The sequence below is a fragment of the Croceicoccus mobilis genome, assembly GCF_001661965.1.
Taxonomy (GTDB): domain Bacteria; phylum Pseudomonadota; class Alphaproteobacteria; order Sphingomonadales; family Sphingomonadaceae; genus Croceicoccus; species Croceicoccus mobilis.
Map to the genome: position 1 here is coordinate 142,683 of NZ_LYWZ01000023.1, position 20,590 is coordinate 163,272.

General features: G+C 63.6%; 17 protein-coding genes and 1 tRNA gene. 8 read left to right on the forward strand and 10 right to left on the reverse strand.

The features are described from left to right. Positions 1–109: 109 nt before the first annotated feature. Positions 110–2,803, reverse strand: a complete 2,694-nt coding sequence (locus tag A9D13_RS12710) for a M1 family metallopeptidase (protein WP_066774668.1) — start codon at positions 2,801–2,803, stop codon at positions 110–112. A 234-nt stretch (positions 2,804–3,037) separates the two neighbouring features. Here A9D13_RS12710 and A9D13_RS12715 point away from each other — a divergent pair, with 234 nt between their 5' ends. After that, positions 3,038–4,624: a helicase HerA-like domain-containing protein gene (locus A9D13_RS12715; protein WP_066774321.1), complete on the forward strand. Its 1,587-nt coding sequence runs from the start codon at positions 3,038–3,040 to the stop codon at positions 4,622–4,624. On the opposite strand, the gene A9D13_RS12720 is transcribed toward A9D13_RS12715, so the two are convergent. From A9D13_RS12720 to A9D13_RS12735, 4 genes are all read right to left on the reverse strand, one after another. Further along, positions 4,621–6,069 carry a sensor histidine kinase gene (locus tag A9D13_RS12720; RefSeq protein ID WP_229665440.1) on the reverse strand — a complete coding sequence of 483 codons (1,449 nt, stop codon included), beginning with the start codon at positions 6,067–6,069 and terminating at the stop codon, positions 4,621–4,623. The genes A9D13_RS12715 and A9D13_RS12720 overlap by 4 nt on opposite strands. 11 nt (positions 6,070–6,080) lie before the next feature. Further along, entirely contained in the window at positions 6,081–6,848 is a 768-nt protein-coding gene (locus A9D13_RS12725; protein ID WP_066774323.1) for a response regulator, read from the reverse strand. A 36-nt stretch (positions 6,849–6,884) separates the two neighbouring features. Continuing rightward, a complete protein-coding gene (locus A9D13_RS12730) occupies positions 6,885–7,496 on the reverse strand; it encodes an EF-hand domain-containing protein (RefSeq protein WP_066774324.1) in 612 nt (203 codons plus the stop codon). Between the two features lie 264 nt (positions 7,497–7,760). Then, the gene (locus tag A9D13_RS12735) at positions 7,761–9,563 is read right to left on the reverse strand and encodes an aminopeptidase P family protein (RefSeq protein ID WP_066774672.1); all 1,803 of its coding nucleotides are present in this window, start codon (positions 9,561–9,563) and stop codon (positions 7,761–7,763) included. 140 nt (positions 9,564–9,703) lie between these two features. Between A9D13_RS12735 and A9D13_RS12740 the strand changes: the two genes are divergently transcribed. Genes A9D13_RS12740 through A9D13_RS12750 form a run of 3 tightly spaced genes read left to right on the forward strand, consistent with a single transcriptional unit; the run spans position 9,704 to position 12,721 of the window. Continuing rightward, entirely contained in the window at positions 9,704–11,803 is a 2,100-nt protein-coding gene (locus A9D13_RS12740) for a S9 family peptidase (RefSeq protein ID WP_066774325.1), read from the forward strand. Further along, positions 11,800–12,285: a DUF2939 domain-containing protein gene (locus A9D13_RS12745; RefSeq protein WP_066774327.1), complete on the forward strand. Its 486-nt coding sequence runs from the start codon at positions 11,800–11,802 to the stop codon at positions 12,283–12,285. The genes A9D13_RS12740 and A9D13_RS12745 overlap by 4 nt, the downstream gene beginning before the upstream one ends. Further along, entirely contained in the window at positions 12,278–12,721 is a 444-nt protein-coding gene (locus A9D13_RS12750; protein WP_066774328.1) for an acyl-CoA thioesterase, read from the forward strand. The genes A9D13_RS12745 and A9D13_RS12750 overlap by 8 nt, the downstream gene beginning before the upstream one ends. On the opposite strand, the gene A9D13_RS12755 is transcribed toward A9D13_RS12750, so the two are convergent. Continuing rightward, positions 12,718–14,436: a sensor domain-containing diguanylate cyclase gene (locus tag A9D13_RS12755; protein ID WP_066774329.1), complete on the reverse strand. Its 1,719-nt coding sequence runs from the start codon at positions 14,434–14,436 to the stop codon at positions 12,718–12,720. The genes A9D13_RS12750 and A9D13_RS12755 overlap by 4 nt on opposite strands. A gap of 219 nt (positions 14,437–14,655) precedes the next feature. Between A9D13_RS12755 and A9D13_RS12760 the strand changes: the two genes are divergently transcribed. Next, entirely contained in the window at positions 14,656–15,300 is a 645-nt protein-coding gene (locus A9D13_RS12760; RefSeq protein WP_066774333.1) for a flavin reductase family protein, read from the forward strand. Positions 15,301–15,320: 20 nt separating this feature from the next. Here the strand turns inward: A9D13_RS12760 and A9D13_RS12765 are convergent, their stop codons facing one another. Then, positions 15,321–17,693 carry an FtsK/SpoIIIE family DNA translocase gene (locus A9D13_RS12765; RefSeq protein ID WP_066774334.1) on the reverse strand — a complete coding sequence of 791 codons (2,373 nt, stop codon included), beginning with the start codon at positions 17,691–17,693 and terminating at the stop codon, positions 15,321–15,323. Positions 17,694–17,818: 125 nt separating this feature from the next. Next, positions 17,819–18,403: a thiamine phosphate synthase gene (locus A9D13_RS12770; RefSeq protein WP_066774335.1), complete on the reverse strand. Its 585-nt coding sequence runs from the start codon at positions 18,401–18,403 to the stop codon at positions 17,819–17,821. On the opposite strand from A9D13_RS12770, the gene A9D13_RS12775 reads away from it, so the two are divergent. Then, complete coding sequence (locus A9D13_RS12775; RefSeq protein WP_066774336.1) at positions 18,402–19,070, forward strand: YggS family pyridoxal phosphate-dependent enzyme; 669 nt, start codon at positions 18,402–18,404, stop codon at positions 19,068–19,070. The genes A9D13_RS12770 and A9D13_RS12775 overlap by 2 nt on opposite strands. A gap of 49 nt (positions 19,071–19,119) precedes the next feature. After that, positions 19,120–19,413, forward strand: coding sequence for a GNAT family N-acetyltransferase (locus A9D13_RS12780; protein WP_066774337.1), 294 nt, complete (start codon positions 19,120–19,122; stop codon positions 19,411–19,413). Positions 19,414–19,527: 114 nt separating this feature from the next. Here the strand turns inward: A9D13_RS12780 and A9D13_RS20550 are convergent, their stop codons facing one another. Both A9D13_RS20550 and A9D13_RS12790 read right to left on the reverse strand, forming a co-directional pair. Continuing rightward, a complete protein-coding gene (locus A9D13_RS20550) occupies positions 19,528–19,920 on the reverse strand; it encodes a hypothetical protein (RefSeq protein WP_066774339.1) in 393 nt (130 codons plus the stop codon). Positions 19,921–20,165: 245 nt separating this feature from the next. Beyond that, a tRNA-Thr gene (locus A9D13_RS12790) sits at positions 20,166–20,240 on the reverse strand. 129 nt (positions 20,241–20,369) lie between these two features. On the opposite strand from A9D13_RS12790, the gene A9D13_RS12795 reads away from it, so the two are divergent. Continuing rightward, positions 20,370–20,552, forward strand: a complete 183-nt coding sequence (locus tag A9D13_RS12795; RefSeq protein ID WP_066774341.1) for a hypothetical protein — start codon at positions 20,370–20,372, stop codon at positions 20,550–20,552. The last annotated feature ends 38 nt before the right edge of the window (positions 20,553–20,590 follow it).

Here is a 20,590-nt window from a genome sequence, read left to right on the forward strand (position 1 = left end):
ACCCCGCCGCAAGCTTCTAGCGTGATGATGGCGGAAACGGAAAGATGCTTTATCGGCAAAAGCCATTCCGTTTCCGCCATGTCGTGGCGTCTTTGGGGACGATCCGTTTTTAAAGCGTGTCGACCCAGGCCGAGAGGCCTTCACGCTGGCGCGCGGTATTGGCGAGGCTGTATTTCTCCTGTGCGATCGCCTTGTCGATCACGCCATGATCGCTCGCCGGAACATTGGCGCGCAGCTCTTCCAGCTGAGCGATGGCCTGTTCGGGCGCGCCCTTGGCGGCCTGCCGGGCGAGATAGGCGTTGCGGCCCGAAGGATCGACCAGCTCGGCCACCGCATCGCGGTTCGCCTTGACAAAGGCATAGCCCATTTCCGGATGCCCGCTGACGGCGACCGAGATGATATTGGCCGCAACCGTCTTGCTCGGCTCATCGGTAAGCGCCAGTTCCAGCGCCTGCTTCGCCAGCGCCTCGTCCTTGGCCGCGCCCAATGCGGTGAAATAGCTGTCGCTTTCCACTGCGCTCGTCGTTTCATTGGCGAGGCGGCGCAGCATGTTCCACTGATCCGCATCGGCGTTGCGCGCGATCACGGCCAGCCAGGTCTGCTTGAGCGGACCGTCGAGCGCCGTGGGGTCATTCGCGAGCGCAGCAGCAAGGCGGTCAGCCTCTGCCAGCACCGATGGATCGCCCATCGCGCCAAGATTGCGGATCAGCGAATCGCGCAGTTCGGCATTGACGACGGAATCGTCGGCCTTCGCCTCAAAGCCCAGCTCCATCAGGCGCGGCTGCCAGTGCTTTGTCGCATAGGCGGCGAGCTTGGCCTTGGCGGCATCGTCTTCCAGGAACTCATAGAATTCGTAAAGGCGATTGGTCGTGCTTTCGGCCAGCACGCCCTCTGCCGAGGTTGGCACCGCTGCCAGCACGTCGAGGCCCTCGCCCATCGGCTGATAACCCGCGAACGACAGCGCCAGATTGTCGCGCATCAGCCCGTACTGGTCCATCGGCGCCAGCGTCGGAAAAGCCGCGATGATCTTGTCGAGCATTTCAGGCGTATAAAGCGTGCGGAAATAACCGAGCTGGCCGCCATTGACGACCACCGCGCCGCAACCCGGCACGGTGTAGCTCGCCGTGCCTTCCAGCAGTTCGCGCATGCCCCCGTCGGCACCGGTGCGCAGCAGCAGCGGTACGCGCCAGCTCTGCGGATCGGCGGTCACCTCGGCCTTGCGATCAAGGCTGAATTCACCCTGCTTCAGGCTGATGGTCGTGTTCCCACCTTCGCAGGTCGCGCCGGTCACGGTGACCAGCGGAACGCCCGGCTTGGTGGTGAAGTCATAGGCCACTTCGCTGACACCGGTGCCGCCCGCCTGTTCGATCGCAGACCACAGATCGGCGCTCTTGGTGTTCGAATAGGCGTGTTTTTTCATATAGATGCGCAGGCCATCGCGCCAGGTATCCTCACCCGCATAGGCCTCCAGCATCGAGATCACCGCCTCGCCTTTCTGGTAGGCGATGGCGTCGAAGGCCTGCTCAACGGCGGAAACGTCCTCGATCTCCTGCACGATGGGGTGGGTGGTGGCAAAAGCATCCATGCCCATCGCAGCTTCGCGCCCGCCGATACGCTGCATCAGCTGGTCCCATTCGGGATGGAAATGATCGGTGGACTTGGTCTGCATCCAGCTGGCGAAACCTTCGTTCAGCCACAGATCGTCCCACCAGCCCATGGTGACGAGATCGCCGAACCATTGGTGCGCGGTCTCATGCGACTGCACGTCATAGATCGCGCGGCGGGTGGCAGCGCTGGTGATCTTGGGATCGTCGAGCAGCAGGCGCTCGAACGTAAAGATCGCGCCCCAGTTCTCCATGGCAGAGAAGAACTGCGAGGAGCCGGGCCCGGCGATATTGTCGAGCTTCGGCAGCGGGTAATCGACGCCGAAGTAATCGTTGTAATAGGGGACGATCTGGGCAAGCCCCTCAAGCGCGAAACGCGCCTGCTCGCCGCTGCCTGCGGGCGAGACGATGCCGACCTCGGTGCCGTCCGATGCCTTCATCGCCATGCGTTCGAAATCGCCGAGGCCGAAATAGAGGAGATAGGAGCTCATCTTCGGCGTGGTGTCGAAACGCACCAGCTTGGTGCCATCGCCCTGCTCTTCGCTCGAGACGACGGGCATGTTCGACACCGCCATCAGGTCGGCCGGGACCACGGCGGCAAGGTCGAAGGTCGCCTTGTAGGAAGGTTCGTCGAAGCTCGGCACGAAGCGGCGCGCATCGGGCGCTTCGAACTGGGTGAAGAGGGCGCGCACATCCTCGCCCGTACGCTTGTCGGGATAGTCGAGCGCGAAGAGGCCCGAAGCCTGCGTGTTGATCTCACCCGCATAGGCGATTTCCATGCGGTAATCGCCGGGCTCGATGGTCTGCGCGGCGTTGAACGGCACGGTCAGGTTATCGGCGATGCTACCCGGCGTCAGCGCGATGGTGCTGCCGTCAGCGGCCACCAGCTTCGCGCTGGAGAAGGTAAGATTATTGGCGTTCAAGGTGATCGCCTGCGTCGGCTCGAACACGGTGAGGTCGATCGCGACATTGCCGGTAAACGCCATCGCATCCATGTCGGGATTGACGATGATCGAATAATGCCTGGGCGTTGCGACACGCGGCAGTTCGGTCACCACATCGCTGCGCAGCGGCGTTACCGCATCGGCAGCCGGGGCGGGCGCGGCGGCGACGGTGGTTTCCGCAGGGACACTCGCACAGGCCGAGAGGGAAGCGGCCGCAAGTGCGATGATGGCGCAGCGAGGGGTGAGATTGCGCATGAGGTTTCCTTTGTAACTGTCTTGCGCGCGCCCTAGCGCACGCGCGCGCGCCACGCAAAGTTCGGTGCCGACGAAGGGGCGATTCACATCGACAAACGTCATGGCGGGTCAAAAGCTCCGCATGGCTTGACCTTTGGCCGCGGGGAACGGCAATCAGGCGGCAGTTGCATAGCGGCCGGCGCTTGACCGACAGGTGAACGCGGGTCGCCGAACAAAGGGACGCAAAGAGCAGCGATGGCCGATGACACCAGCACGATCTTCCTCGGCCTTGGCGCCAATGGAGAGCGCCAGTCTCTCGCCCTGTCGCGCGCCAATCGCCACGGTCTGATCGCAGGCGCGACCGGGACGGGCAAAACCGTCACCCTGCAGGGCTTGGCAGAGAGCTTTTCGGCCGATGGCGTTCCGGTCTTCGTCGCAGACGTAAAGGGCGATCTGTCGGGCATTTCCATGCCGGGTTCGCCCACGTTCAAGCACGCCGACAAGCTGGAAGGCCGGGCGCAGGAACTGGGCATGAAAGACTATGCCTATTCCGATAATCCGGCCGTGTTCTGGGATCTTTACGGTGAACAGGGCCACCCGATCCGCACCACGATTTCGGAAATGGGGCCCTTGCTGCTCGCCCGTCTGATGGATCTGAACGACACGCAGGAGGGCGTGCTCAACATCGCCTTCCATTACGCCGATGAACAAGGCCTGCTGCTGCTCGATCTCGACGATCTGCAATCCATGCTGGCCCATTGCGCCGAGAATGCGAGCGAGCTTTCCGCGAAATACGGCAATGTGTCGAAAGCCAGCGTCGGCGCGATCCAGCGCTCGCTCCTGTCGCTTCGCACGCAGGGCGGCGACATGTTCTTTGGCGAACCGGCGCTGGAAATCGACGATTTCCTTTGCGTGGACGAACAGGGCCGCGGCCTGATCAACGTGCTCGCCGCCGACAAGCTCATGCGCAGCCCAAAGCTTTACGCCACCTTCCTGCTGTGGCTGCTGTCAGAGCTGTTCGAAACCCTGCCCGAAGTGGGCGACCCCGATAAGCCGAAACTCGTCTTCTTCTTCGACGAGGCGCATCTCCTTTTCGACGATGCGCCCAAGGCGCTGGAGGAGAAGATCGAACAGGTGGTGCGCCTGATCCGGTCAAAGGGCGTGGGCGTGTTTTTCGTGACGCAGAACCCCATCGACATTCCCGAAGACGTGGCGGGCCAGCTGGGCAACCGGGTGCAGCACGCGCTGCGCGCCTTCACCCCCCGCGATCAGCGCGCCATCAAGGCGGCGGCGGAAACGTTTCGCATCAACCCCGATCTCGACGTAGCGACCGCCATCACCGAATTGAAAGTGGGCGAGGCGCTGGTCTCCACGCTGATGGAGGATGGCGCGCCATCAATCGTGCAGCGCACTTTGATCAAGCCGCCGCGTTCGCGCCTTGGCCCGATCACGGCAAAGGAACGCGCGATCATCCGCTCGATCAGCCCGGTGGAGGGGAAATACGACACCGCCATCGACCGGAAAAGCGCCGAGGAAGTGCTGCTGGCGAAAGCCGCCGATGCCGCCGCCACCGCCGAAGAAGTCGAGGAAAAGGGCAAGGAGGAAGTCGCCAGGCGTCCGCGCAAGACGACCAGCCTATGGGAAAAGGCGGGCAAGGCAGCCGCAGGCGCGGTCGCCAGCAGCGCCGCCACGGTCATCGCGGCCAAAGTGACGGGGCGTAAGACCAGTTCAAACCCCATGCGCAATGCCGCAACGGCAGCGGCAGGCACGATCGCGACCAGCATCGGCGGCGCTGTGGCGGGACGGTTCGTGCGCAACCTTATCGGCGGCCTGATGCGCTAACCGCGCCCGCGCGGTTTTTCCTTCGGCTCCAGCGGAAGGGCGATTTCGGCGATCAGCCCGGTTTTCCCGTCAGTCCGGTTGGACAGGGTCAGCGTGCCGCCATGCTGTTCGGCGATGGCGCGCGCCAGCGTAAGGCCGATGCCCGCCCCGCCCGTCCCGCGATTGCGCGAGGGATCGCCGCGCTGGAACGGCTCCATCATGAAGGCGATCTCGTTTTCGGGAATGCCAGGCCCCTCGTCCTCGACGCGCACGATGGCCTGATTGTCGCGCTTGGCCGTGCAGACATAGGCCCCGCCCGCATAGCGGACCGCATTGCTGACGAGATTGCGCATCGCGCGGCGCACCCATGTCGCGCGCAGCGGCAGCACCACGCGCTGCGTATCGCCCAGTTCGACATTCTCGCCCATGTCCTCGTATTCCTCGACCACCCCGATCACCAGGGCGGATAGCTCGGTCGTCTCCACCGGATCGGAAGGGCGGCCCACGCGGGCGAGCGAGAGGATGTCATCGAGTGTATTGGTGATGTCGGAAATGGTGCGCACCAGCGCCTCGCGCTCGGCATCATCCTCCACCGATTCGATGCGCACACGCAGCGCCGCCAGCGGCGTTTTCAGGTCGTGCCCGATCGCGCCAAGCATCACGTCCTTTTCATCGAGCAGCGCCCCGATGCGCGATTCCATGCGGTTATGCGCATTGATCAGCCGGCGCGTATCCAGCGGCCCCTGCGGCGCGACCTGCCCGTCGGGCGGCAGCGTCGGATCGCGCGCGAATTGCTCCACCCGGCGGGTCAGCGCGCTCATCGGCCCGGTGATGCGGCGCAGCAGCAGCGCGACCGCGCCTACCAGCAGCACATAGATCAGTATGGTCTGCAATATAAGGCTGCCGCCCAGCCCGCGATCGCGGGGCGGATCAAAGGTGCGGGCAATCAGCCAGCCGTCGCCGGCTTCCAGCCGTGCAGCGGCGACGATCACCGTGCGGGGCGGACCGGGGTCACCGATATCGCGCTCCAGCCGCCGTGCGACGGAACGCGCTGCGACGGGGTCTTCCTTTACCGGACGGCGAAATACTTCCAGCTCGGCGATCTCCACGCTCTGTGCCGCAAGGATCTCGGCCAGTCGCTCTTCAAGATCTGCATCGCGCTCGTCATCGATACGCCCGCTGTCCTCGCCGCGAACAAGCCGCATCGGGTGCGGTCCCTCGTCGCCGCGGCGCAGGGCCCGCAACACGCGGCGCGCATCGCGCCGGTCCATGTCCATGCCTTCGGATCTCAGTGCTCCGCCGATGATGCGGAACGCCAGCGCATGCGCGATCGAGCTTTCGGACCGCTCCACCTGCGCGCGCCACACCAACGCCGCTCCGATCGACTGCGCGACCAGCAGCGCCAACGCGATGGCCAGCAGCATCTGCCCCTGCAGGCTGCGGGGCCAGAAACGGAAGGAGCGCACGGACCCGCGCCCTATTCGGCGGCTTCCGCCGGCACCGGGTCGAGACGGGTAACGTCTGCAGCCAGCATATAGCCGCCGCCGCGTACCGTCAGGATCAGCTGGGGGTCCGACCGGTCGTCCTCCACCTTGCGGCGCAGGCGCGAAATCGCGTTGTCGACGCTGCGGTCGAACAGATGCGCCTCGCGCCCCTGCACCATGTCGAGCAGGCGATCGCGGTCAAGCACTTGCCGCGGATGGTCGAGGAAAGCCTTGAGCAACCGGAATTCTGCCGAGGAGATCGCGACAATGGCGCCCGCCGGATCAGTCAGGCGGCGCTTCAACGGGTCGAGCCGCCAGTTTTCGAAACCGTAATCCTGCTCCAGCGCGGGCGCGGTTTCGGCGCGGGCCGAACGGCGCAGCACGGAACGGATGCGGGCGACCAGTTCGCGCGGTTCGAAAGGCTTCACGACATAATCGTCGGCGCCGATTTCCAGCCCGACAATGCGGTCCGTCGCCTCGCCGCGTGCGGTAAGCAGGATGACCGGCGTACCCTTGGCCTCGACCAGATGGCGGCACAGCGACAGCCCGTCCTCGCCCGGCATCATGATGTCGAGCAGCACGAGGTCCGCCGGTTCGGACCGCAGCATCGAGCGCGCCATCGCGGCGCTCTCGGCTTCGCGCACGGCGAAACCCTGCTTGGTCAGATAGGCAGCCAGCGGCTCGCGCAGCGCCTTTTCGTCATCGACGAGGAGGACGCGATCAGGCCCGTTCGAACCAGCGGATGAAGGCGCGGCAGCCATTAGCTGCCGCGCCCCATGTCATCCGAGCTTTTGATTTCAGCTCTGAGCACTTGCTTCTTTCTTGGCACGGAACTGCTCACGCATCTTTTCATGCGCGGACTTGCGTTCCTCGGGGGTCACGGTGCCATCACCATTTGCATCCATTTCACTGAAATGCTTGGTGAAGGCGGCGTCGAATTCGGCCTTGGTGACGGTGCCGTCGTTGTTGGCGTCGGCCATCTTGCCCATCATCATCATACCGCCGTGACCGCGCATGCCGCCACGCTTGCCGTGATGACCGCGCTCACCGCCGCGCTGGCCGTGCATGGCCATGCGATCGCCGCGCTTTCCTTCGCCGCGCATGCGCTCGCCGCGTTCCGGGCGTTCCGGACGGGTCGAGAATTCCTCGAGGCTGAGCGAGCCATTGCCATCGGCATCGAGCTTGGCGAAATGTTCGGCGACCTTTGCCTGACGGTCGGCCTGGTTGATTTGGCCGTCATTATTGACGTCCATCTTTGCAAACATCGCATCCGCCTTCGCCTTGGCATCGGCCATGGTCACGGGCTGGTTACGATCGAACTTGCCGCCAGTTTCATCCGGAGCCGCCGCATAAGCGACACCACTGATGGCAAGGATAGCAGCGCTTGCTGCCAGAATGGTCTTTTTCATGTGATTAAGCCTCTCTCAAAATCACGGTTGGAACAAGGCCCCAAAAGGGGCGAAGTCGCGGATCAAAAGACCATCGGGCTTGGGGGAGGGGACATCAGGGACAAACCCGGTTGCGGTCTTCATCCCCGCGACTTCTGTTGACCCTTCTAAGCCTGTCATGTCGCAGCATTATGCCCGGTGCAGGCGAAATTGTCGCAAGGTGTATCACCTGCACCGGGCCGTTCATCTCCGTTCAAGAAAAATGCCGAAAACCTTAACAAAGCGTCAGGAAAGCGGGGCAGTCTGCGCCTCCACCCAGCCGAGCGTATCCCCCGAAACCTGCGGTGCGATGATCTCCCGGCACCTGGCGTGATAGGCGTCCATCCATGCGCGTTCGTCATCGGTCAACATGGACACGTCGATCAGGGCTCGATCGATCGGCACATGGGTCAGCGTGGTAAAGCCCATCACCTCGCGCTCCGCGCCCTCGATCTCTCGGGTCTCGACCAGCACGAGGTTCTCGATCCGGATGCCGTATTCGCCGGCCTTGTAATAGCCCGGCTCGTTCGAACAGATCATGCCCGGCATCAGCGGCTGCGGCACGGCACGGGTCGAGATGTTCTGCGGGCCTTCGTGCACGCCGAGGAAGCTGCCCACGCCGTGCCCGGTGCCATGCGCGTAATCGACGCCAGCCTGCCACAGGAACTGGCGTGCGAACGCGTCGAGCTGGTGCCCGGTGGTCCCCTTGGGGAACAGCGCGCGGTCCAGCGCGATATGGCCTTTCAGCACGCGGGTATAGCGATCCTTGATCGATTGCGGCGCTTCATCGGGGCCGACCCAGACGGTGCGAGTGATGTCGGTGGTGCCATCCGAATATTGCCCGCCCGAATCGACGAGATAGACGCTGTTGGGCGCAAGCGTGCGATTGCTGTCCTCATTCACGCTGTAATGCGGGCTGGCGCCATTGGGGCCAGCGCCCGAGATCGTGTCGAAGGAGAGGTCCTTCAAAACGCCCGTATCCTCGCGGCATCCCTGCAGCTTGGCAGCGGCGGAGAGTTCGGTCACTTCCCCCTTGGGCGCGGTTTCGGACAGCCAGTGAAGGAAGCTGGAGACGGCGGCGGCATCGCGGTGCTGCGCCGCCTTGTGGCCCTCGACTTCGGCGGTGTTCTTGCAGGCCTTGGGGAGGACGACCGGATCGGTCGCCTTGATCACCCTCGCCCCGCCCGCCAGCAGCGCGACGAAGATCGCGGCAACCGCACGGGTCGGATCGACCGCGACGGTCTTGCCGTCATATTCGCCCAGCGCCGCTTCAAAATCGGCGCGGTCGCGGATGGAGACACGGTTGCCGAGATGAGCGGGCAGGTCCTCGCTCACCTTTTCGGGCGCGATGAAAAGCTCGGCGCTGCCGTCTTTCTTCACCACGGCGAATGACAGCGCGACGGGCGTGCGCTTCACGTCAGACCCGCGAATATTGAACAGCCATGCGATGGAATCGAGCGCGGTGATGACGACCGCATCGGCACCGTTTTCATTGAGCCACTCGGCCACGGCCTCGCGCTTTGAACTGCTGGCCTCACCGGCAAATTCATCGGGGTGCGGCACCGCCTTGGCGGCAGAGGGTTCGGGCTGGTCCTGCCAGACGCTGTCAATCGGGTTCTCCTCGACCGCGACCAGTTCCGCGCCCTTCTTCTCGACCGCCTTCTTCAGCTGCTCGAACTGGCCGAAGGCGTGGAGCCACGGGTCGAAGCCAATCTTCTGCCCGGCCTTCACGTTCTTCGTCAGCCACTGCGCGGGCGAGGTTTCGGGCACGCTCTCGTAATCCCACAGCTTGCCATCGACCTGTTCGCGCACCTGCAGCGTGTAGCGCCCGTCGACGAAGATCGCGGCACCGTTCCCGCTGCCCTTCTCCGTCATCAGCGCGGCCGACCCTGCCGAACCGCCAAACCCCGTCAGCCAGCCAAGGCGCTGGGCGTAGGCGCCGACATATTCGCTCATATGCTCGTCACACAAAGGCACGATAAACCCGTCGAGGCCGCGCCGCTTCAGCTCTTCGCGAAGGGCGGAGAGTCGGGCTTCGTGGGTCTGCATCAACATGGAAATATCCTGAAATTCGTGTGGCTCGCCTTGCGGCATCTATGGGGGGAACATAGTTTCCCTTGAGCCGAAGTTCCAGCCGCAGGCCCAAGGCCTGCCGCGTTCGACAGAATACAAGAGAAAGCGAGCCCCGCGTGAACGATACTGCCACCACGACTGCCATTCCCGCACCCCCGGTTGCGGAGAAGAAGCCGCACAGCTTCACCCATCACGGCATCACGGTGGAGGATCACTACGCCTGGCTGCGCGATCCCGGCTATCCCAAGGTCGACGACGAAGAGATCCTGACCCACCTGAAGGCCGAGAATGCCTGGTTCGAACACCGCATGAAGGACCAGGAGGCACTGACCGACAAGCTGTTTGCCGAGATGCGGGCGCGCATCAAGGAGGACGACAGTTCCGTCCCGCAGAAGGATGGCGACTGGTATTACTGGGTCGAGTTCGAAAAGGGCGCGCAGTACAAGCAGTGGTGGCGCAAACCGGCCAGCAGCGGCCGCGACGGGACCGAGGGCAAGGTCCTCCTCCTCGACGAGGCGAAGCTGGCCGAGGGTCTCGATTATTTCCGCCTCGGCAGCTTCTCCGTGTCGAAGGATGGAATGAAGCTCGCCTATTCGACCGACACTGACGGGTCGGAACGGTTCGAGGCCAAGTTCATGGACCTTGCCACTGGCGAAATGCTGGAGGACACCATTCCCGGCACTCTGGGCGGGCTGGCATGGGTGGCGGGCGACACCATGGTCGCCTATTCGCTGGCGAACGAGCAGTGGCGCACAGATAATGTGCGCCTCCACACGCTGGGCACGCCGCTTTCGGACGATGTCGAGATCTTCCACGAGGACGACGAAGGCTTCCGCTGCGGCGCGGGCATTTCCTCGAACGAGGAATGGCTGTTCATCGAAACTTCGGACCATGAGACGAGCGAGGTCCGCATCGTTCCCATCGACGATCCCAAGGGTGAGCAGATCCTGCTGAAACCCCGCGCAAAGGGCGTGGAGTATGAGGCTGATATCAAGGGCGACACGCTCTATATCCTGACCAACGACGATCATGTGAACTTCCGCGTCGCCACCGCGAAGCTGGACAATCCCGGCGAGTGGACCACGTTGATCGAGGGATCGGACGAGTTCTACATCACCAGCGTCGACCTGTTCGAGAAGTTCTATGTGATCGAGGGTCGCCGCGCTGGCCTCGACCAGATCGAGATCCGCGATTACGCCGATCCGGCGAAGATCACGCCGGTCGATTTTCCCGAAGAGAGCTATGTCGCGTCATTGGGCACCAATCCCGAATGGGACATGGACGTTCTGCGCATCGGCTACAATTCGATGGTCACGCCGGGCACCGTCTATGATTACGACGTTGCGACCGGCGGTCTCGAAGTGCTCAAGGTGCAGGAAATCCCCTCGGGCTATGACGCGGCGAAATACCGGACCGAGCGCGTGGTCATCACCGCCCGCGACGGGACGGAAGTGCCGGTTTCGCTGATGATGAAGGCCGAAACGCCGATGGACGGCAGCGCCCCGCTGCATCTTTACGGCTATGGCGCCTATGGTATCGCCATGCCGCCCTATTTCTCGACCGCGCGGCTTTCCCTCGTTGATCGCGGTTTCATCTATGCCATCGCGCATATCCGCGGCGGCGACGATCTGGGGCGCCAGTGGTATCTCGACGGCAAGCTGACCAAGCGCACCAATGCCTTCAACGACTTCGTCGATGTCGCAAAGGGGCTGATCGCCAAGGGCTATACATCCAAGGGCCGCGTCACCGCATCGGGCGGATCGGCAGGCGGAGAGCTGATGGGCGCGATCATCAATTCCGATCCCGATCTGTGGGGCGCGGTCGTCGCGCATGTGCCGTTCGTCGATGTATTGAACACGATGCTCGACGCGACGCTCCCCCTCACCCCCGGCGAATGGCCGGAATGGGGCAACCCGATCGAGGATCCGGACGCCTTTACCCTGATCCACAGCTACAGCCCATACGATCAGGTCACGGCCAAGGCCTATCCGCCGCTGCTCGTCACCGCGGGCCTCAACGACCCGCGCGTCACCTATTGGGAGCCAGCCAAGTGGGTGGCCAAGCTGCGCGAGGTGAAGACCAACGACAATGAGCTGCTTTTGAAGGTCAATATGGGCGCAGGCCATGGCGGCAAGTCGGGCCGTTTCGATTCGCTGAAGGAAACAGCCGAGGAATTCGCCTTCATCCTCTGGCAGATGGGCATGACCGAAGAATGAGGAAGTTTCTGGGTCTGCTGCTCATCGCCTGTGTGGCGGTGGGCGGCTGGTATTTCGGGTCGCAATATTATGCGCTGCACGATCTGCGTCAGGCGGCGCGGGCGGGCGACGAGCAGGCGCTGCGAGAGCGGATCGACTTCCCGGCCCTGCGCATATCACTGGAGGAGCAGGTGAAGGCCGATCTCCAGCGCCGTTCTTCCGAAAGCGACGATGTGTTGGGCCGCCTTGGCAATGCCATCGCCGGGCGGCTTTCGGGCGCGGCGATCAATCTGCTGGTCACGCCCGAGACCATGGCCGCCATCGTCGAGAAGGGACGCGCCAGCGGCATTACGATCACGCGGGAGGAAAAGCCCGAATGGGACATTGAGCGCACCGGTCTCAACAGCTTCCGCCTGACCACGGATGAGAGCAAGGGCGCGCTCGTGTTCGAAAGGCGCGGGCTTGGCTGGCGGATGACAGGGCTGGAGCTGGCGGATGGCTGACGCACCTGTTTCCAGCTATCGCATCACGATCACCACCACGGCAGAGCACATCGATTTCATGGGCCATGTCAATAACACGGTATGGCTTGAATGGGTGCAGGATGTCGCCACCGCCCACTGGGAGGCCGTGGCGCCCAAGGAACATCTCGACGCGTATCTTTGGGTCGTGACCCGGCATGAAATCGACTATCGCGGCAATGTCGCCGAAGGCGCCGAGGTGATCGCCGAAACGCGGATCGAGCAGCCGCCGCGCGGTGCGCGTTTCGAACGGAAGGTAGATTTCTTCAGGGCTGAAAATGGCGAGCCGGTCGGCAAGCCCATCGTCTCCGTCCGGTCTGACTGGGCGATGATCGACCGGAAGACGAACAGATTACTGCGCATCCCGGCAGATGTCGCCGCCCCCTTCGTGCCAAAGGGCGCGAACGACGACCTTTAGTGCGCCGCGCCCGCTGCGCGGCGCTCGCCCGTCCGGCGGTCTTCGCCCTTGCGCCGTATGGGCGCATCGAACAGCTGGATACGCTCGCTCAGCATGCGGTTGCGGCCCGAATTCTTCGCTTCGTAAAGCAGGCGATCGGCATGTGCATAGACACGGCGCAGCGTCGTGGCGACGCCGGGCGTGGTATCGACCAGCCCCATGCTGGCGGTGACGGGAGTGTCGATCCCCTCGATCTCGTTCGCGACCCGGATCGAGATGGCGCGGCGCATCTGTTCGGCGCGGCGCTGCAGATCGGTGCCGCGCATCAGCATCAGGAATTCCTCACCCCCGATACGATAGCCGATGATGTCGGCATCGCTCGACAAGGTCGCTGCGACTTCCTGCAATACGCGGTCGCCCATGGCGTGACCGAACTGGTCGTTGATGCGTTTGAAATGGTCGATGTCGATGATCGCCAGCGCGCTGAACCCATCGGCGCGCAGGTCCGGATAGCGCGTTTCCAGAGCACGGCGATTGAACAGGCCCGTCAACGCATCGCGGTCGACCAGCGTGGAAAGCGCATCGATCCGCGCCTCCGCCTTGTCGCGGTCGGCGCGCAGCACGTCAAAGCGGTCGACGACGCCCAGTGCGGTCAGCACGATCTCGAAGGCAAGGGTCAGATAGATCGCCTGGTCGAGCCAGACCGGCGCCGCATAAAGCCCGAGCCCGCGAATGATCCGCTCTATCCCGACCAGCAGGATCGGGGTCCAGCCATAGATCTGGAACCAGACTGCCCGGCTGCGCCGCCGCGCCGCGCAATACATGCCCGCGACAAAAATCGCGATCAGCGGGACATAGGACAGATAATAGACCGTGGTGCCAAAGGGCCGCATCCAGTCGAACGGCAGGCTCGCGTAGATGCCGACGAACAAAGTGAAGAGCCCCGCCCCCAGCGTCCAGTCGCGCATGCGCTTGCTCATCGCGAACGGCTCGATGAAATGGGTGCAAAAGGCCGCGCCCGCCGCTGTCGGGAACAGGAATGCGACCTGGTTTATGAAGGCCGCGACCGGAAGCGACACATCGACGAAACGCAAATAGATGCCGCTGGTCGTCCCGAGAAAGAAGGTCATCCCCAGCACCATCGCGATATGCCACAGGATGAACCGTTCACGCAGGACAAGGAAGAAAGCGTAATTATAGACCAGCGGCGCGATCAGCAGGCCCATCAGGATCGCCAGCATGGTTGTCATCTGCGTGGTCCAGCCCAGCGGAGCCCCGGTCGTGGCCTGCTGCAGCACGCCTTCTGCCGCGATTGCGGTCCCCCAGGGCTTCGAGATGCGCACGACAACGGCGGTCATGTCCTCGATGATCGGCATGGCCAGCGCCATGTTGGGGCCTGCGGCATAGCCTTCGACATCGTCCGGACCATAGCGCGCATGAGTGACCGCGCCGCCGCGGCCGAATGCCGTGATCTCGATCCGGTCGAAGCGCGATATCTGCGTCACGAAATGACTGGCGCCGCCCGCCTCTTGAATATCGTCGCCGCTGAACATCAGCCAGGCGTTGTCCTCCGACGCGCGGTAATCGCCGTTGCGGCAGATCCAGTCGATGCGCGACAGGTCCGCTGCGTTTTGAAGCGTCGGGAGGTCCTGGTCGGAATGGGCGTGGCAGACCGGACGCACGGACGTTTCAGCCCGTGCGGTGCCTGCCATCATGGCCGCGATGAACAGTAACAAGACTGCCGCGATTCTGCAGGTCCCACTCCGCATGGCCGGTTAAGTGCCACACCGCCGACTTAAACCGGGTTAATAACGCCGGGAATAATTATCGCGCCGGCAATGCTCCCTACAAAAGTTAGCGCAACCAATCCAAAGTCTTGGAGATGCATTGTTTCACAGGCTCAAGTTTCGGCGGATCGTCTGGAAACAAACCGCTGCGAGAGCTATTCCGAAGCCATGAAATATGAATTTTCGAACATGGCTCCGGCGGAACGTTACCGCCTTTTGGTCAATACGGTCACGCCGCGCCCGATCGCCTGGGTGGTGAGTCGCAATGAAGACGGCCTCCTCAATTGCGCGCCCTACAGCTTCTTCAATGTGCTGGGCTCCGACCCGCCTTTATGCGTGCTGGGCATCGGCCAGCGGGCAGAGGGCGACCCCAAGGATACCGCGCGCAACATTCTCGCCACGGGCGAATATACGATCAACCTCGTCAAGAGCGCCGATGCACGTGCCATGGTCGACAGCGGTGTCGATGCCCCCCGCGATGTAAGCGAGCTGGACGTGCTGGGGATCGAGACGAAGCCCGCCGACCATGTCTCGGTACCGCTGATCGCCTCGGCCCCGGTGTCGCTGGAATGCAGATTATGGAAAGCCATCGATACCGGCGGCAATTTCCACATCATGCTGGGTGAGATCGTCGCGATCCATATCGACGACGAATTCCTGTCCGGTCCGCCCGAGCGCCCGCGCATCGATGGGGCGGCGCTGGACCTGATCGGTCGCAGCCATGGCAGCGCCAATTTCCTGCGCGGCACCGACCTGTTCGAGGAACCGCGCGTAACCTGGCCCCTGCCCGACCGCACGCTGAAGAAGGACTGAGCACCCGCTGGGCGGGCGCGTTACAGCGCCTGCCCGTCGCGGTCGCGGTAGATTTCGCGCCGACCGACATGGTTGGCCGGGCCGACCAGCCCGTCCTTTTCCATGCGCTCGATCCACTTCGACGCGGTGTTGTAACCCACGCCCATTTGCCGCTGGATCCAGCTAGCCGATGCCTTCTGGTTTTCGAACACCATCTGGCAGACCTGCATGTATTTGCGGTCGTCGGGATTGTCCGATGCACCGTCCAGATCGTCGAACGCGAAACCGCCGCCGTCTTCCGGCTCTTCGGTGACGGAGTCGACATAGGCGGGTTCGCCTTGGCTGCGCCAGAATTCGGCTACCGCCTCCACTTCCTCGTCCGATACGAACGGGCCGTGGACGCGGGTGATCGGGCGGCTCGACGCCTTGAACAGCATGTCGCCCTTGCCCAGCAATTGCTCCGCGCCCTGTTCGCCAAGAATGGTACGGCTGTCGATGCGGCTGGTGACGTGGAAGGAAATGCGCGTCGGCATGTTCGCCTTGATGACGCCGGTGATGACATCGACCGACGGCCGCTGCGTCGCCATGATGAGGTGGATGCCCGCCGCACGCGATTTCTGGGACAGGCGCTGGATCAGCACCTCGATCTCCTTGCCGACCGTGATCATGAGGTCGGCAAGCTCGTCCACCACCAGCACGATCTGGGGCAGCACTTCGTAATCGAGCTGTTCTTCCTCGAACATCTCCTCCCCCGTTTCGGGGTCGAAGCCGGTCTGCACGCGGCGGCCCAGCGGCTTGCCCTTGGCGGCGGCGGTGCGGACGCGTTCGTTGAAGGAAACGAGATTGCGCGCGCCGATGCTCGACATCATGCGATAGCGGCGCTCCATCTCCTCGACCGCCCATTTCAGGGCGCGCACCGATTTGGGCGGCTCGGTCACCACGGGCGATAGCAGGTGCGGGATATCGTCGTAACTCTTCAGCTCCAGCACCTTGGGATCGATCAGGATCAGGCGCACTTCCTCGGGCGTGAAGTGATAGAGGAGCGAGAGCAGGATGCAGTTCAGGCCGACCGACTTACCCGAACCGGTGGTGCCCGCGACCAGCAGATGCGGCATGGCGGCAAGGTCGGCGACGATGGGCTCGCCCGCGATGTCCTTGCCCAGGATGATCGGCAGCATGCCCTTGTGATCGACGAAGGCCTCGCTGGTGATCAGCTCACGCAGGGCCACGGTCTGGCGGTCGGCGTTGGGCAGTTCGATGCCCATCACCGTCTTGCCGGGAATGGCCGAAACGCGGGCGCTGATCGCGCTCATGTTGCGGGCGATATCTTCGGCAAGGCCGATCACGCGCGCAGCCTTGATGCCGGGGGCCGGTTCCAGCTCGTACATGGTGACGACAGGGCCGGTGCGGACCGCGGTGATCTCACCCTTGACGTTGAAATCTTCGAGCACGGTTTCGAGGAGGCGCGCATTCGCCTCAAGCGATGCCTTGTCCAGCACCTTGGCCGATTGCTCCGGCGGTTCGGCGAGCAGTTCGGCGGATGGCAGCTCGAACTTCTGGTCGAACAACTCGCGCTGCTTGGGCTTTTTCGGGCTGGCCGCGGGTTTGGGCGCGGCGCTGGGGTCGGCGATTTGCGGCGCGCGGCGTGCGGGCGGTTCGGGGTTGGCGGCTTCTTCCGGTGCGTCGAAATCATCCTCGTCATCGAAATCGTCGATGGCGGCGCTACGCACCTTGCGCTCAGGCTTTTCCGCCTTGGGCCTGGCCGGGCGGTCGGCGCGGCGTTCCGCCCGCGAACGATGCAGCGCAACCGGCAGCGTCAACAGCCCCGCCCAGTCGATCGCGAACACCCGGCCCGCAAGGCCAAGCCCCGCCGCCAGCGCCACCACGGCAAGCCCCAGTACCAGCCATTCATCCCATGCGCCCGCCAGAGCGCCGACCGCATGCACGACTTTCGCGCCAAGCAGACCCGACAATCCGCCCATCCCGGCTGGCAGGCCGAACATCGCGTCTTCGAACAACAGGGACAGCACGGTCGAAAGCAGCAGCATCGCCGCCACGAGCATCAGCAGCGGGCGCACCCAGCGCTGGCCGGGTGCGACGGGCTCGTCCTCTGCCAGCTGCCACAAGCGGCGAGCGAAGACATAGAGCAGCGGCAGCAGCAGCACCGCCATCCCGCCGAACAGCATGTAAAGCAAATCCGCGGCATAGGCGCCGGGCGCGCCCATCCAGTTCTCGACCGCATTGCCCGCCGCCGTCGAAAGCGAGGGGTCCGTCTGCGAATAGCTGGCAAGCGACAGCGCGAGGAAGATGGCGAAGGCGATAAGCATGGCCGCGCCGAACAATTCGGCGGAACGGTTGATGCTGGCCCTAAGCGCTGCGCGCCAGTCGGGCGCCTGTTTTGCGCGTGTCGCCATTATGGCTTCCTTTGCGGTGTGCGGATGAATGGGCGCTGATTATCGGACAGCGTGGAATCCGGGTCAATCGCGCGGGCGCGCGTGGGCGCGGCCTGTGGATTACCTGTTGGCAGGGCTGTGCGTGATCATGTGGACAGCCCGTCGATTGCGGCCCAGCCATGGGCATGTGGCACGCCGCGAAAACCGCGGAAACGCCGCGCATTCATCCCGCCCAGCAATATCGCCGGGCAGCCAGCCTCCCGCGCCAGCATAAGCGCGCGGACGGGACCCAGTACCGCATCGCCGGGATGCGACCGGGTCGGGAAAACGGGCGAGACCAGCACGGCATCCGCCCCGGCCCGGCGTGCCTCGCCCAGCTCTCGCAGCGAATGCACCGTCGCCAGCCGCATCAGGCCATTTGCGCCCCGCATTGCCTCTGGCGGCCCATAGATCGCATCGGCGCCCCACTGCCTTGCCTGCAGTGCCGTGCCCGACAGCGCCACGACATGGCCGCGCCCCCGCGCGATCCGCGCCAGCCGGTCGAACCGCAGGCGGCGCTGCGCAGGGGGCAGGTGATAATGCCGGAACACCAGCCCGCTCCCCCTTGGCAATCGGCGCAGGGCGCGTTCCAGCATCGCATCATTGCGGGCATCGGAAATCAGCCACAGGCGGGGCAGCTTTGTATCTATGGGCTGGAACATCGTCACGCCCTCGCTATAGCAGCGCGCCATGACCGTGCCAGCACCTCACCCAGCCCTTTCCGAGATCAACGACGCGATCCGCCATGCGGCCAAGATCGCGCGCCGCAAGGCGAACGACGTTTCGCTCATCGCGATTTCCAAGACGCACCCCGCCGATGCGATCCGGCCGCTGCTGGAAGCAGGCCACCGCCTGTTCGGCGAAAACCGCGTGCAGGAAGCGCAAGACAAATGGCCCGCACTGATCGAGGCGTTTCCCGATACGAAGTTGCATCTTGTCGGCCAGTTGCAATCGAACAAGGCCGAAGATGCGCTGGCGCTGTTCGACGCGATCCATTCGCTGGACCGGCAAAGCCTCGTCAAGGCAATCGGCAAGGCGCAGGACAAGACGGGCAAGCGTGTCCCCTGCTTCATTCAGGTCAATATCGGCGAGGAAGAGCAGAAGGGCGGCTGCGCGATTGCCGAAACCCCCGCCCTGATTGCGCAGGCGCGCGATGCGGATATCGAGATTGCGGGTCTGATGTGCGTGCCGCCTCTGAACGTCGAACCGGCGCCCTATTTCGCGCTGCTGGCCAAAATGGCCGCGGACAATGGCCTGACCGGCCTGTCGATGGGGATGAGCGGCGATTTCGAAACCGCGGTCCAGCTGGGCGCCACCCATGTGCGCGTCGGCTCCGCCCTGTTCGGCGCAAGAGGATAGCTGCGGAACCCGCCCGCGCGCCATCGGTTGCCCCTTGAAAGGAGCATCCATGAGCGAACTGAAGATCACCCGCGATGACGGGGAAACAGGCGGCGAATATCGCGCCCACCCCGAAGACACGAATCATATCGGCCGCCTTACCTATAAGAAGAGGGGCGATGTGCTGATTGCCGAACACACGCTGGTCCCGCCCGCGATCGGCGGGCGCGGCATCGCGGCGCGGCTGGTCGAACGGCTGGTTGAGGATGCACGGGCCGAAGGCAAGACCATCGTGCCGCAATGCAGCTATGTCGATGCCGCGTTTCGCAAACATCCCGAGTGGGCCGATCTGAAAGCGGCCTGATACCGGCCGGATGCTGTAACGCGCAGATAAACAGTCGGCCCGGGTTGCTGAAACCCGGGCCGCCCTGATTCTCGACCCTGGAGAATTTTGCGCGGCAGCGGCGTCCGTCCGTGCCTATTTGTTCTTGCCGTTCCCGTTCCCGCCTGAATTACCATTTCCGCCGCTATTGCCCGGCCCGGTGGAAGTATCGGATCCGCCCGTGTCGCCGCTGCCGGTATCGGAGCCTCCGGTATCGGGAATGCTCGTCTCGGTAGTTCCGCCACTGCCATTGCCATTGCCATTGCCGCCGCCAGATCCGCCACCAGTGCCCGACCCGGCATAGACCGGATCGAAATCAGCGACCTTGCCATCCACCGAGGCACCGACATTATTGCCGAGCACGAGCATGGCCGCGCCGACTCCGACGCCCACGACGCCAAGTATCAGCGCATATTCGGCAGAACTCGCCCCATGCTCGTCATCGAGCAGGGCACGCATCGACAGCTTGTTCCGAACCGACTGCAACATAAGCGGTGTTCCGACCTTCCTCACCCGCGGCGAAATGGCGCGAGTCGATCGTCCTCTCGTGCCATGGCCGGTGTTTCGATCACGTTAAGTCGGTGCTTCGGCAGCCCGCAAAAGCATTTAGGAAGGTGACGGCAGATGTAACGTTTCTAACGCCTTATGCGTGACCTATTGGCCTGAAACGGCACAGCCATGTGCTGTGCCCAAGCCCTGCATGGGGCACCATCGTCAGCGATCTAAAGGGATAATGGTGCTGCTGGGGAGGATTGAACTCCCGACCTCACCCTTACCAAGGGTGCGCTCTACCACTGAGCTACAGCAGCAAGATTGCGGGGCGTCGCCGTGTGGCGCGACCGCCTTGCAGGGGCGCGCTATTGGCTGGGCATGGATGCAATGTCAAGCGGTGTGAACGCCTTCTTGCGAAACAGCCCTGCTGCTGCGATGGAAAGCCTATGTCAGAGCGATCCAAATCACCTCCCCCAACCCGCGAGGAACGGCTGGCCGCGCAGCTTCGCGCCAATCTGCGCAGGCGCAAGGCGCAGGCCCGCGAAATGACCGGACAGGCTGCGGCGAATAATGGCGGTTCCGACGAATCCTTGACCGAATCGAAGCCTGCACCGGGATCCGGGAATTAGTTTTCACCGCGATTTATGCACGGCTTGAGGAATTGGCC